The sequence below is a fragment of the Psychrobacter sp. APC 3426 genome (assembly GCF_030408035.1).
In the GTDB taxonomy this organism is placed as follows: domain Bacteria; phylum Pseudomonadota; class Gammaproteobacteria; order Pseudomonadales; family Moraxellaceae; genus Psychrobacter.
The window spans coordinates 82,115-96,908 of the sequence record NZ_JASDCF010000005.1 but is presented as its reverse complement, the minus strand read 5'-3'; the positions used below and the strand labels follow the sequence as shown (position 1 = coordinate 96,908).

The window sequence follows — 14,794 nt, the reverse complement described above, 5'->3', positions numbered from 1 at the left end:
TGATATTGATATGAGTAATTACATTGTGAGCTGTATGGCAGAATAGGTGAGTGAATGGCTGTTTACTGATACAATGGCAGTTAATCGGCTAAAAATCAAAAGCAATCGTAAACGACAGTGGAGCTAATATGAGTGTGGAAAATCAATCTGTAGTGCCTGAAGCATCCTCTCATGGTATCGTGATTATTGGAGCGGGGCTGGCAGGCTGGCATGTCATCGATGCGATTCGCGCGAAAGATAAAGACATGCCAATTACCTTGATTACTGCTGATAGTGGCGATCGTTATCATAAACCCATGCTAACGATGGCAATTAGCCAAAACAAAAGCGCATCAGACTTGGTGAGAGCTACGGGTAGTAAGGCGGCAGAAGCTGCGAATGTTAACTTGCTGGCTAATACGCAGGTCACTGATATTGACGCTAGCACTCAGCAGCTACAACTTGTCTCTGCGCTGCGATCGGACCCCGTTTATACCAATTACGCCACTATCAGCTATGACAAGCTGGTACTGGCAATGGGTGCTCATCCTATCTTTCCACAAAGCTTGCCGGAAGATTTGGTCTGGCATGTCAATCATATTGAGCGCTTTGGTCAACTGCAAGAGAAGTTGGCAAGCGGTCGTCAGCATGTTGCCATTGTTGGAGCTGGCATGGTTGGGACAGAAATCGCAGAGGATTTGCTGAAGGCTGGTCATGAAGTAACGCTGATTGATTTGAATGATGCACCGCTTTCACAAATGCTACCGTCAAAAGCGACGGCACGTATTGCTCAAGCGGTCAAATCACAAGGGATTGACTTTTTAGGCGGCTACCAAGTGTCTGACGTCATACGTAATAGTGATGGCAAGCTGCAAGTCAGCTATGAGTCAGTCGCATCAGGTGCTGATAGTAATATTGCTCAGTCTCTCGAACCATTAATCGTTGACCATGTCATTGCCAGTACTGGGCTGACGGTTGATGATAAATTGCCTGCTGCTGCTGGCGTTGAATTCAATCGACGTACCGGTATCGTGGTTGATGCGACAACACTGCGTACTAATACTTCTAGTATTTACGCCATTGGTGATTGCATGTCTATTAATGGGGTTGCCTGTCGTTATGTTGCGCCACTGCGTGCGCAAGCTGCCACCATTGCGGATGATATTTTGGGGCATGAACATGACGGCTATGAGCATAAACCGCCGATGATTCGTCTGAAAAATAAAGCCATCTCTGTGATGGTCACTGGGGTTCCGCAAGCTACTGGCAATTGGCAGGTAAAGACTGAAACGGATGACGAGTTAATCATGGATTTGCTAGATGATAACGATGTGGTCAGTGCGACAGTCACTATTAAAGCGCCTGTCATGCCTAAAGGGTAACTATTAAAAATCTCTACACCATAGCCAGTGCTGCAAACCTAATGCAGCACTGGCTTTTTTTATGGCTATCGCATTTTTTGCATTAGTTATCGACTTGATAATACGTTGTATCAATCATAATCGATACGTGCTGTATCAGTTATGATTGACAGTCTTTTCTTTTAGGCGCTATATTGGTTAGGAGGTAACTAGAAAGCTATAAATATAGCGATAAAGAGTATTCAAGGAAAAATATTTACCTTAGCAGCGCATTACATGCACATAGGGCAATAAAATAATAAAACTAACAGCAAAACGAAAGGATTCGTTATGACTCAGCACACCGATTTCGACAATATTCTCAATGAGAATACTCTTAATGACAGTATTCTAAGTAATGTTCCCAAAGTCAATATAGGCGCGCGCTCAGCGAATGCGCCACTCACCCAAAGCCATGATAAAGGACTTGATATGCCGCTGATTGAAGCGACCATCGGTGACTTTTTCGATGCTATTGTTAATAAATATCCTGAGCGTGAAGCCTTGGTTTCTCGCCATCAAAATATCCGCTGGACGTATCGCGAGCTACAGGAAAAAGTCAATCAACTGGCCAGTGCCATGATTGAGATGGGGCTTGAGATAGGGGATCGTATCGCTATCTGGTCGCATAACAATGCGGAATGGCTGCTGATGCAATTAGCGACAGCAAAAATCGGCGTCATCTTAGTCAATATCAATCCTGCCTATCGTACCTTTGAGCTGCAATATGCGCTGAATAAACTGGGCTGCTCGGCATTGGTATTGATGCGTCACTTTAAAACCAGTGATTATACGCAAATGATTCGTGAGCTATGTCCTGAAATTTATCATAAAAGCTATAATCAGCTTGATTTGGTCGAAATTCCTACCATTGAGCGCATTATTTGGATTGATGAACCAGAAAGCGATGAGGACTTTAATTTTATGCAGAAGTTCTCTACGTGGATGGCAGAGGGAGATGCAAACGACCCTCGCGTAGCGGAACGCCAAGCCTTGCTTAAGAACACTGATGCTATTAGTGTGCAGTTTACCAGTGGCACGACCGGCACACCGAAAGGCGCCACCTTAACGCATCGCAATATCCTAAATAACGGCTATTTTATGGGCGAAGGAATGAGGCTCACCGAAGAAGATAGGCTATGTATCCCATTGCCACTCTATCACTGTTTTGGCATGGTGGGCGGCAACTTAGCTATTTTGACCCACGGTGGTTGCGCGGTGTATCCCAATGATGGTTTTGATCCGTTGACAGTATTGCAAACGGTGGAAGAAGAAAAGTGTACTGCTCTGCTTGGGGTGCCAACGATGTTTATCGCGGAACTCGATCATCCAGAATTTGATAGCTTTGATTTATCTAGTCTGCGCACCGGTATTATGGGCGGCTCAAGCTGTCCTATTGAGGTCATGCGCCGTGTCATGGATAAGATGCACATGAGCGAGGTCACGATTGCTTATGGCATGACCGAGACCAGTCCAGCCTCTTGTCAGACCAGCTCGCAAACGCCCCTTGAAAAGAGAGTATCGACAGTAGGGATGGTGCTGCCAGCGCTTGAGGTCAAAATCGTCGATACCGAAACGGGTGATGTCGTCCCGATTGGAGAAACAGGCGAATTACTGACATACGGCTACGCGGTCATGAAAGGCTATTGGGGCAGCCGTTTTAAAACCCGAAAAGCCATTCAGGATGGTTGGATGCACACGGGTGATTTGGCAACGATGGACGAAGATGGCTATATCACTGTGGTTGGGCGTAGTAAAGATATGATCATTCGTGGTGGCGAAAATATCTATCCAGTAGAAGTCGAAAACTATCTTTATCGCCATCCAAAAATTCGTGATGTACAAATCGTTGGTGTTCCTGATAAAAAGTATGGTGAAGTATTGGCGGCATGGATTATTCCAAAAGAGCAAGGTAGCTTAAGCGAAGAAGAAGTGCGTCAATTTTGTCGTGATCACATTGCTCATTATAAAGTGCCGACCTACTTTCGTTTCGTTGATGAATACCCAATGACCGTCACTGGTAAAATTCAAAAATATAAAATTGTTGAGCAAATGATAGAGGAGTTGGGCTTGGAATGATTTGAAACTATTCATCACTGGAAAAGCCAGCTTTTTACTATTATGGTATAAAGTTGGCTTTTCTAACTTAGGTCGTATAAAAGACTCGTTGATTAGTCACCATTGAGGCATTACTCTTGTGTCGTTATTTTTAAATGATACATAATGTATTACTATTATTGACAGCCTTTCATTGATGGCGTTATAGTAGCTGCATGCTATGTAAGACCTGTTCAAGGAAGAACGCTATACCCACAGGCTATTAATAAGCACCGTATAAAGTAAAACGAAAGGACTCGTTATGACTAAAAATCCTGATTTTGATACCATTCTAAAAAATATTCCTAGCATCAATATGGGCGCGCGCTCAGCAAATGCGCCACTTACCCAAAGCTATGATAAAGGTCCTGATGTGCCGCTGATTGAAGCGACTATTGGTGATTTCTTTGATGCGATTGTCTCAAAATACCCAGAGCGCGAAGCACTGGTCGTGCGCCATCAAAATATCCGCTGGACGTATCGTGAGTTACAACAGCGTGTCAATCAGCTGGCTAGTAGTATGATTGAGATGGGACTTGAGATTGGTGATCGCATCGGTATCTGGTCGCACAACAATGCTGAATGGCTCTTGATGCAATTAGCGACCGCGAAAGTCGGCGTTATCCTCGTCAATATCAATCCTGCCTATCGTACCTTTGAGCTGCAATATGCGTTAAATAAACTCGGCTGCTCAGCACTCGTGCTCATGCGCCATTTCAAAAGCAGCGACTATGCAGGTCTCATCCGTGAGCTGTGTCCTGAGATTTACCATAAAGATTATACTCAGCTTGATTTGGTCGAGATTCCAACCATTGAACGCATTATTTGGATTGATGAGCCAGACTCTGATGAAGCGTTTGGTTTTATGCAGAAGTTCTCTGCTTGGATGGCGGAAGGCGATGCCAACGATCTACGGGTTGCCGAGCGTCAAGCCCAGCTTAAAAACACGGATGCTATTAACGTCCAATTTACCAGTGGCACGACAGGGACGCCAAAAGGCGCGACGTTAAGCCATCGCAATATCTTAAATAACGGCTACTTTATCGGTGAGGCCATGAATCTCACTGAGGAAGACAGACTGTGTATTCCAGTACCGCTATACCATTGCTTCGGTATGGTGCTCGGCAACTTTGCGATTCTGACGCATGGCGGTTGTATCGTCTATCCGAACGATGGCTTTGAGCCGTTATCAGTGCTGCAAGCCGTCGAAGAAGAAAAATGTACGGGTCTGCATGGCGTACCGACGATGTTTATCGCCGAGCTCGACCATCCTGAATTTGAAAATTTTGATTTATCGACCTTGCGTACTGGGATTATGGCCGGCTCTAGCTGTCCGATTGAAGTCATGCGCCGTGTCATTGATAAGATGCATATGAGTGAGGTTACCATTGCTTATGGCATGACTGAGACCAGTCCCGTTTCCTGCCAGACCAATGAGCATACGCCGCTTGAGAAGCAAGTATCGACCGTTGGTTTGGTACAACCTGCGCTTGAAGTTAAAGTCGTCGATACCGAAACGGGCGAGATTGTACCATTAGGTGAAACTGGCGAGCTCCTGACCCGTGGTTATTCAGTGATGAAAGGCTATTGGGGCAGCCGCTTTAAAACCCGCGAAGCCATCCAAGATGGCTGGATGCATACCGGCGATTTGGCGACCATGGACGAAGATGGCTATGTCAAAATCGTTGGTCGTAGTAAAGACATGGTCATTCGTGGCGGTGAAAATATTTATCCAGTTGAGATTGAAAACTATTTATATCGCCATCCAAAGATTCGTGATGTGCAAATCGTTGGCATCCCAGATGAGCGTTATGGTGAAGTACTGGCCGCATGGATTATTCCTAAAGAGCCTGACTGCCTGACTGAAGAAGAAGTGCGCCAGTTCTGTAGCGAGCATATCGCTCATTATAAAGTGCCGACCTACTATCGCTTTGTGACCGAATACCCGATGACTATCACTGGCAAAATTCAAAAGTATAAAATTATCGAACAAATGAAAGAAGAGCTGGGCTTATAGTAAGCTTGCTTGTCAGGTATGAAATAACCAGACCTGAAAATCACGGATTAATCATGTGAGTAACGCTTAAAATAAACAACAGTTAAAATAACTCGCATAACATAAAAAGCTACTCGCATTTACGTATAAAAGAAAAGGGATATCATGAGCGCTATCATAACCAGTAAACTGAGTCCAAACGCTGCTGAATTTCAGCAAAACAGTGCCGCCATGCAAGCGGTAGTCGATGACCTATATGTGCACTTGCGTAAAGTCGTTCAAGGCGGATCAGAGCGAGCGCGAGCTAAGCATCTAGCGCGTGGCAAGCTGCTGCCTCGTGAGCGTGTCGAGCGTTTGCTTGATGTGGGTACGCCATTTTTAGAAGTGGCTCCGATGGCGGCGCACGATATGTATGGCGAAGAGATTCCCGCTGCTGGCGTGATTGCTGGTATCGGTCGCATTAACGGCACTGAGTGTATGATTGTCTGTAATGATGCCACGGTAAAAGGCGGAACTTATTACCCAATGACGGTAAAAAAACACCTACGGGCGCAAGAGATTGCTCAAGAAAATAATTTGCCTTGTGTATATTTGGTGGATTCAGGCGGCGCAAACTTACCCAACCAAGATGACGTGTTCCCAGATAAAGAGCACTTTGGACGTATCTTTTTTAATCAGGCGAATATGAGCGCTGCAGGCATTCCACAGATTGCCGTAGTCATGGGTAGCTGTACGGCGGGCGGTGCATACGTACCAGCGATGAGTGATGAGTCTATTATTGTTAAAGACCAAGGCACTATCTTTTTAGGTGGTCCGCCACTCGTGAAAGCAGCAACGGGTGAAGAGGTCACCGCTGAAGACTTGGGCGGCGGCGATGTGCATACCCGTCTGTCAGGGGTGGTCGATCACTTGGCGCAGAACGACACTCACGCGTTGTCAATTGCGCGCAATATCGTCAGTCATCTAAACCGTCCTGCTAAGCAAATCCCAAATCAAATCAAACCACGTCCACCACGCTATGATGCCAAAGAGCTATACGGCGTCATTCCAACGGATAAGCGCAAACCCTTTGATATCAAAGAAATCATCGCTCGTATCGTTGATGACAGTGCCTTTGATGAGTTTAAAGCGCGCTTTGGTACCACGCTGGTTTGTGGGTTTGCGCATATTGAAGGTATGCCAGTCGGCATCATCGCCAACAACGGCATCTTGTTTAGTGAGTCGGCGCAAAAAGGCACGCACTTCATTGAGCTATGCTGTAAGCGTAAAATTCCATTGATATTCCTGCAAAACATCACCGGCTTTATGGTCGGGCGTAAATATGAAAACGAAGGGATTGCCCGTCATGGCGCCAAGATGGTGATGGCGGTGGCCAACGCCAAAGTGCCGAAATTTACCGTCATTGTCGGTGGTTCATTCGGTGCCGGTAACTACGGCATGTGTGGCCGTGCTTATAGTCCACGCTTCTTATGGATGTGGCCAAATGCCCGTATCTCTGTGATGGGCGGCGAGCAAGCAGCATCGGTATTGGCAACGGTCAAGCGTGATAATTTCGATCGTAAAGGCGAAGAATGGAGTGCGGAAGATGAGGCTGCTTTTAAAGCGCCTATTCTGGACATGTATGAGAAACAAGGTCACCCATACTATGCGACGGCACGTCTCTGGGATGACGGGGTGATTGACCCTGCCGATACTCGTAATGTATTAGCCTTAGGATTGAGCGCTGCCTATAACGCCCCGATTGAAGAGACGACTTATGGTGTCTTTAGAATGTAGACTGGTATTCTACTTTTGATGAGAGAATGCTTTAGTTTAAAATGAAAACTGGGTTACTAAGGTCAGACGCGATTGGTAAAAAATTTTCTTGCGTGCTGTGCCTACGCCGACAGAGGCTGCGAAAATTTCTACCAGTCACCCATTTCTTTTCGAAGATAGAATGACGGTGTTAGAAGTAAAAAAGAACATTACGCAAAATTATCCGTAAAAAAAGACATGCAAAAGTTACCACAAAACATTGAGATAACTCTATATGAATAATTATAAAAGCCTATTGGTCGATATTGAGCAGCACGTCGCTACGGTGACATTAAATCGCCCTGAGATACGTAATGCTTTTAATGACGAAATGATTGCCGAATTAACGGATGTATTTAACAAGCTTGGCACTGATGATAATGTCCGAGTCATTGTGCTAGCTGCTGCTGGTAAAGCTTTCTGTGCTGGTGCGGATCTTAATTGGATGTGCGCCATGGCGGATTATAGCTATGAAGAAAACCTAGCCGATGCTGATAAGCTTGCGCAAATGCTTAAGACCATTTATGAGTGTCCTAAGCCGACGGTTGCTGCTATTCAAGGCGATGTCTATGCAGGTGGCATGGGTTTGGTCGCTGTTTGTGATGTGGCTATCGCCGTCAAGATTGCGAACTTTTGCTTGAGTGAAGTCCGTTTGGGGTTAGCCCCTGCGACGATTAGTCCTTATGTTATTAGAGCGCTAGGTGCTAGAGCGTCGCAACGTTATTTCTTAAGCGCTGAGATTTTTAATGCCAAAAAAGCACTTAAACTTGGCTTTATTCATGAGCGCGTCAGTGAAGAGTCTCTTGATGATGCCGTTGCTGCATTCTGCGCTAAAATGGTCAAAAACAGCCCTGATGCGGTTAAGACCTGTAAACAATTATTACATGAAATAGCGGGCGCACCCATTACCGATGATTTGATTGCCGCTACGGTAAAAGGCATCGCTGATATTCGTTCATCAGAGCAAGGTAAGGAAGGAGTGCAAGCTTTTTTACAGAAGCGCAAGCCTGATTGGCTGGCAGCAAATTAATAGTAGAAAAGAGACTTTTGTTAAATTGATGATAAATGAACAATCAATGCCATTTTCTTAAAAACAGTCACACGTCAACATCAACCTAGATTTTATTATTTATCATTATTTATTAATGTCACAAACGAATGTTAAAAACGATAAAAACGACAAGACACAGGGATAGTTATGTTTTCTAAAATTCTAATCGCCAACCGTGGTGAAATTGCCTGCCGTGTTGCAGCAACTGCCAAGCGTCTGGGTGTAAACACCGTCGCTGTTTATTCTGATGCTGACCGTGAAGCTAAGCATGTCGCTGTCTGTGATGAAGCCGTTTATTTGGGCGGATCGTCTCCCAAAGACAGCTATCTTAAAGGCGATGCTATCATTGCGATTGCTAAAGAGACAGGTGCAGAAGCGATTCACCCAGGTTATGGGTTTTTAAGTGAAAATGCGGATTTTGCGCAAGCCTGTCAGGATGCAGGTTTGGTCTTTATCGGACCATCAGCTGATGCGATTCGCGCAATGGGCGGTAAATCTGAGTCCAAGCGTTTGATGGAAGCGGCTGGCGTGCCACTGATACCGGGTTATCATGGTGACAATCAAGATGCCCAGTTTTTAAAGCAGCAAGCAGACAGCATTGGCTATCCAGTACTGATTAAAGCCAGTGCCGGCGGTGGCGGTAAAGGCATGCGTATCGTTGAGCAGAGCAGCGATTTTATTGACTTACTAGACTCCTGTCGCCGCGAAGCGATTACCAGTTTTGGCAATGACCAAGTATTGATTGAAAAGTACGCCCTAAAACCACGCCATATCGAAATTCAAGTATTTGGTGATACGCATGGCAATTATGTGCATCTGTTTGAGCGTGATTGCTCGGTACAACGCCGCCATCAAAAGGTATTAGAGGAAGCGCCAGCTCCAGGTGTTGACGCTACCATGCGTGAAGCGATGGGAACAGCGGCAATTGAAGCGGCGCGTGCGGTCAATTATTTTGGTGCGGGTACCGTTGAGTTTATCGTTGAACAGCGCGAAGGCTCTATGAACTTTTATTTCATGGAGATGAATACCCGTTTGCAAGTTGAGCATCCAGTCAGTGAAGCCATTACTGGTGTCGATTTGGTCGAGTGGCAACTCTTGGTCGCCGCGGGTCAGCCATTACCTAAGCAGCAAGATGAGCTGGCGATTAATGGTCATGCGATTGAAGCGCGTATCTGTGCAGAAAACCCTGACAATGGCTTTTTGCCAGCGACAGGTACTTTATTTACCTATCAAAAACCTGAGCACAGCACCTTTAACATTACCGATGTACGTATCGATGATGGGGTACGCGGGGGTGATGTCATTAGCCCGTTCTACGACTCCATGATTGCTAAGCTTATCGTTCATGCGCCCACTCGTGAGCAAGCATTGGCAAAGCTTGATCGAGCACTGGGACAAACACGCATCGTTGGCTTGCCGACTAACGTGGCATTTTTGCGCTACATTCTCAATACTGAGTCGTTTAGTAAGGCTAATCTCGATACCGCATTGATAGAGCGTGAGGCGGACGAGCTGTTTAATCAGCATCCGATTCAGTTATCGACGCTTGCTGTTACTGCTATCGCGCAGCAGCTTGCCAGTGAAGGGATTGCACAAGACGCAGATGCAGATCCGTTTAGTAAGCCTACTGGTTTCCGTGCTTATAACGCTTATGCAAGATCTTTTAGCTTGGTTTATGATGAGCAAGCTTATAGCGCCCGTATTAGCAATTGGCACAACGCACATTATTCTGACAGTAAAAAGGGTGCTGAAAATACCAGCAGCTTTACGTTGATCATTGAAAAAGAGATCGCGAGTAACGACACTCAAGATAATGTCAATGTAGCCGCTCAGACAGAGAGTGTTTATGAAAGTGAAGTCAGCTACGCCAGCAGTGACGCACACAATCATACTTTATGGCTAGAAGGCGCACGTATTAACGCCCAGAGCTGGGTACATAATGAGACCGTTTATGTGTTCACAGATAGCGGTCGGGACGAGATTACGCTAATTGATATTATGGCACATGTGGGCGAAGAGTCTGCAGCGGTCGGTAGTTTGAAGTCACCAATGCCAGGGCAGGTCGTTGCCTTCAAAGTGGCTGTCGGCGATAGCGTGAAGAAAGGCGAGCCACTCGCCGTTATCGAAGCGATGAAAATTGAACATACCATTACCGCACCAACTGACGGCGTGGTGGCAGAATTGTTATTTGCGGCGGGTGACTCGGTTGCAGATGGTGATGAGCTGCTGCGTATTGACACGGAAGCTAGCGAAGCTTAAGAGCCGAAGTATAAGAACAATGAAAGGATAATAACCATGAGCCATCCGTATCCAGAGCACGTCACCATCGTGGATGTTAGCCCACGTGATGGCTTACAAAACGAGTCCATGACGGTGCCAACTGCGGTTAAGCAAACGCTTATCAACGATTTAATCGCAGCAGGCGTCAAAAAGCTCGAGGCGACCAGCTTTGTCTCGCCAAAGTGGGTGCCGCAAATGGGTGACAACAGTGAGCTGATGACCGTGCTTGCAGATAATAGGCGTGATGACGTTATTTATTCGGTACTCGTGCCCAATATGCGCGGTTTTGAAAATGCTATTGTGCATCGTCCTGATGAAATAGTAATTTTTGGCTCAGCCAGTGAAACCTTTAGTCAAAAAAACATCAATTGCAGTATTGATGAAAGTATTGAACGTTTTGCACCCGTTGCCGCTGCTGCAAAAGAGCAGGGCATCAAAGTGCGCGGCGTCATCTCTTGTACGGTCGGCTGTCCTTACGAGGGCGAGATTGATCCTAGCCAAGTGGCTTATGTGACTAAGCGCTTGGTTGAGATTGGTTCAGAACAGATTGGTATTGCTGATACCATTGGTGTTGGTACTCCGCTGAAAGTACAGCGCGCGCTACAAGCCGCATTAGAATATGCCGACATCGCTATGCTATCAGGACATTTCCATGATACTTATGGTCAAGCCGTCAGTAATACTTTAGCCGCTTTACAAATGGGCGTCAGCGAATTTGATACCTCAGTGGCTGGACTTGGCGGCTGCCCTTATGCCAAAGGCGCAACGGGTAATGTCGCAACTGAAGACATAGTTTATATGCTGCATGGTATGGGTATCAGCACTGGCATTGACTTGGATAAATTAGTCGTCGCTGGCGAGCGTATCAGTGATTTTTTAGGTCGTCGTAATGGGTCAAGCGTGGCGCGTGCGTTGATTAATAAGCGTCAGTCCTAATTAAATGCGCTGAAAATATAATGGCTTTAAAGATAAATTAACATTTAATATTTAAAACATCAAAATACAAGGAATGGTTATGAGTTTACCTGGATTGAACTTTCAGCTTGGCGAAGATATCGATGCTTTACGTGATGTGGTGCAGCAGTTTGCGGCGAAAGAAATTGCCCCGCGTGCCGCTGAGATTGATAGCAGCGATGAGTTCCCAATGGATTTATGGCAAAAAATGGGCGACCTAGGTTTGCATGGTATCACTGTTCCTGAAGAGTACGGCGGCTCTAACATGGGTTACGTTGCTCATATGGTCGCGATGGAAGAGATTAGCCGTGCTTCTGCCTCTGTAGCGCTGAGCTATGGTGCGCACTCAAACCTATGTATCAACCAAATCAAACGTAATGGCTCAGAGGAACAAAAGCAAAAGTATCTGCCTAAGCTCATCAGTGGTGAATTCATCGGTGCGCTAGCGATGAGTGAAACCGGTGCTGGCTCAGATGTGGTTAGTATGAAGCTAAAAGCCGAAGAAAAAGACGGTAGCTACATTCTAAACGGTAGCAAAATGTGGATTACCAATGGTCCTGATGCTAATGTAATGGTGGTTTATGCTAAGACCAATCCAGAAATGGGTGCGAAAGGCATGACGGCATTTATCGTTGAAAAAGGCATGGAAGGCTTTGGTACAGCGCAAAAGCTCGATAAGCTCGGCATGCGCGGTAGTCATACCGGTGAGATGACTTTTAATAATGTTGAAGTCCCTAAAGAGAATATCTTAGGCGGTCTCAACGAAGGCGTTAAAGTACTGATGAGTGGGCTTGATTACGAGCGCGCGGTATTGGCTGCCGGTCCTATCGGTATCATGCAAGCGGTGATGGATAACGTTGTTCCGTACATACATGATCGTAAGCAGTTTGGTCAAGCGATTGGTGAGTTCCAACTCATTCAAGGTAAAGTCGCGGACATGTATACCATCTTGCAAGCGGGACGTAGCTTCTTATACACCGTTGGTAAAAATCTCGATATGCTAGATCAGCGCGGTGCAGGTCATAGTCGAGAAGTGCGTAAAGATTGCGCCAGTGTGATTTTATGGTGTGCCGAAAAAGCCACTTGGATGGCAGGCGAGGGCATTCAAATTTTCGGCGGTAATGGCTATACCAATGAGTATCCTCTAGGTCGTTTCTGGCGTGATGCTAAGCTCTATGAGATCGGTGCAGGTACCAGTGAGATTCGCCGTATGTTGGTTGGTCGTGAGCTGTTTAACGAGACTAAATAAAACTTATCGAGGGTTCGTTAGATATTAATTTCAGAATAAAATCGATACATTAATATCCTCGTGCTAATGGGCTAAATTTTTCTTACTTGCTGTTCGCAGGCGTGACAGAGGCTGCGAAAAACTCATCACATTAGCAATCTGTATGGGTTTGAAGTCGAACAGGCTATAACAAAAAAGCAGTACGCTTAAAACGTACTGCTTTTTTTATTTCTAGCTTATAAAATTTTTTCAGTCGTCATGCCTGTTTACTATGATCAAAATAACGTGCCAAACCATTTAATAATAAATCATCGCGCAGGCGCACTGAACGATTAATATGTTGCGCAATGATATGAGCATCACCACCCGTCATGATGAGCTCAAAGTTTGGATGCCGGTTACTGATTTCATTGATGGCACCAACGATAGATAATAATATCCCGCGATGGACCGCATCTTGCGTGGTAACTCCCTGACTGACGCTATCAAACGTACCGTTAGAGATGGTGATTTGCTTGGTACCAGAGAATAGGGATTCACGTTGCAGATAGATGCTTGGGAAAATATAACCGCCTAAATGCTCAGCGTGATCAATCAAATCAATCGTTACAGCTGTACCGCAGCCAATCACGCATTGACGCTTTTTCTTATCAACTGCGCCTAGCATTTGTAGCCAACGATCACAGCCGAGCTGTTCGTCGTTGTAGGCGCTACGCATCAATGGATGTTCAGCATCAACATGGACAAACTCAAACGGAATATCTAGACGACTCAAGGTCTCTGATACTTTTACGTTGAGCTCGTCACCTAGTACAGACGATATACCGATAAAGTCAGGCGCATAACGCTCAAAGCGATCAGTTAGACCCATGAGTAATTCGGCAGGCGCTTGCAAATGCTGCTTGGCATCGTGCGCGACTATCTGGCCGATATCATCAGTGAGCCAGTATTTTAGACGGGTATTGCCAAGATCTAACCAGAGCATAAAAATCCCTTTATATGGTGCTCGTTAAGTATGTGTTCTACGCCTCACGAATCACATCAATACGACCGGTAAAAAGCGCAGAAATCTTACCGTTATCTTCACGCAATTGCAAACAGCCGTTTGTATCAATACTGCAGGCGTCACCAGTGATTACATGCGAATTATCATCATGGTCTTGGGTGACACGTAATCGCAGACCTGCCAGTGCATCCATCGTTGCAAACTCTTGCAAAAAGCCATCCAGATAGTAGGTATGCCCAGTGGGTCTTTCTATATCAAAATGCTCAAAGCGCGTCATAGCCGCCAATAACGCTTCACTAATTTGTTGATAAAACGTTTGTAAGGTTGGTAGAGTGTTCGCGTTATCTGACGCTAGCATTCCATAAATATCTTGTAAGCTAATGGCTTGATAGCTCATGCCTTCGCAAGTCTGCGTGGTTAGTTTTGGCGCAGCTTGTACATTAAGTCCAACGCCCATGACCACGCCAACCAATTTTCCTGCCTTCCACACAGGTTCAATTAAAATACCAGCAAGCTTATTAAATTGAATAATTTGTGTGTCTGGTTCAGCTTTATCTGCTTCAGGTAAATTTTGATAAAAGCCCAAGTCATTGGCCCATTTTACGCCAATAGGGACTAAACCTTGCGCGCGTAATTGCTCATTCAGCATTTGGATAACGGGCATTTTTGCCAACTCAACGCCGATAATCAGCGATAGTAAACCGCTAATCGGCATGTGTACTGGATGGTATAACGACAAGTAGACATTGCCGCGCGGTGATTGCCATGAACGACCGCGCTGTCCACGTCCTGCGCTTTGGGTCTCAGCCGTTAATAAATGCAACTCAGTAGCGTCAAGCGTAGCATCTTGCACAGCGTCTATCAGCTCACTATTGGTAGAGGCGCTGCTGGTCACATGACGATGGGTAAGCTCAGGTAAATGGACAGAGTAATTGGCTGGTGACGGCATAGATATAGATAACGGCATAAATTTAGTCGCTGTAGTTCATATAAGGTTTAATCGAGTCTT

General features: G+C 45.6%; 10 protein-coding genes. 8 read left to right on the top strand and 2 right to left on the bottom strand.

All coding sequences use genetic code 11. The features are described 5' to 3' along the window. Window positions 1-128: 128 nt before the first annotated feature. From QL919_RS05025 to QL919_RS04990, 8 genes are all read left to right on the top strand, one after another. Window positions 129-1,361, top strand: coding sequence for an FAD-dependent oxidoreductase (locus QL919_RS05025; protein WP_290188481.1), 1,233 nt, complete (start codon window positions 129-131; stop codon window positions 1,359-1,361). Between the two features lie 309 nt (window positions 1,362-1,670). Then, entirely contained in the window at window positions 1,671-3,458 is a 1,788-nt protein-coding gene (locus QL919_RS05020) for an AMP-binding protein (RefSeq protein WP_290188480.1), read from the top strand. A 280-nt stretch (window positions 3,459-3,738) separates the two neighbouring features. Next, window positions 3,739-5,493, top strand: coding sequence for an AMP-binding protein (locus QL919_RS05015; RefSeq protein ID WP_290188479.1), 1,755 nt, complete (start codon window positions 3,739-3,741; stop codon window positions 5,491-5,493). 144 nt (window positions 5,494-5,637) lie between these two features. After that, the gene (locus QL919_RS05010) at window positions 5,638-7,248 is read left to right on the top strand and encodes a carboxyl transferase domain-containing protein (protein ID WP_290188478.1); all 1,611 of its coding nucleotides are present in this window, start codon (window positions 5,638-5,640) and stop codon (window positions 7,246-7,248) included. Between the two features lie 253 nt (window positions 7,249-7,501). Then, window positions 7,502-8,296: an enoyl-CoA hydratase/isomerase family protein gene (locus tag QL919_RS05005; protein ID WP_290188477.1), complete on the top strand. Its 795-nt coding sequence runs from the start codon at window positions 7,502-7,504 to the stop codon at window positions 8,294-8,296. Window positions 8,297-8,464: 168 nt separating this feature from the next. Beyond that, window positions 8,465-10,576, top strand: a complete 2,112-nt coding sequence (locus tag QL919_RS05000; protein WP_290188476.1) for an acetyl/propionyl/methylcrotonyl-CoA carboxylase subunit alpha — start codon at window positions 8,465-8,467, stop codon at window positions 10,574-10,576. Window positions 10,577-10,612: 36 nt separating this feature from the next. After that, complete coding sequence (locus QL919_RS04995; protein ID WP_290188475.1) at window positions 10,613-11,533, top strand: hydroxymethylglutaryl-CoA lyase; 921 nt, start codon at window positions 10,613-10,615, stop codon at window positions 11,531-11,533. 79 nt (window positions 11,534-11,612) lie between these two features. After that, window positions 11,613-12,800: an isovaleryl-CoA dehydrogenase gene (locus QL919_RS04990; RefSeq protein ID WP_290188474.1), complete on the top strand. Its 1,188-nt coding sequence runs from the start codon at window positions 11,613-11,615 to the stop codon at window positions 12,798-12,800. 235 nt (window positions 12,801-13,035) lie between these two features. Here QL919_RS04990 and QL919_RS04985 read toward each other — a convergent pair whose 3' ends face one another. Both QL919_RS04985 and QL919_RS04980 read right to left on the bottom strand, forming a co-directional pair. Next, window positions 13,036-13,764, bottom strand: coding sequence for a pantothenate kinase (locus QL919_RS04985; RefSeq protein WP_290188473.1), 729 nt, complete (start codon window positions 13,762-13,764; stop codon window positions 13,036-13,038). 37 nt (window positions 13,765-13,801) lie between these two features. Then, complete coding sequence (locus tag QL919_RS04980) at window positions 13,802-14,752, bottom strand: biotin--[acetyl-CoA-carboxylase] ligase (protein WP_290188472.1); 951 nt, start codon at window positions 14,750-14,752, stop codon at window positions 13,802-13,804. Between the last annotated feature and the right edge of the window lie 42 nt (window positions 14,753-14,794).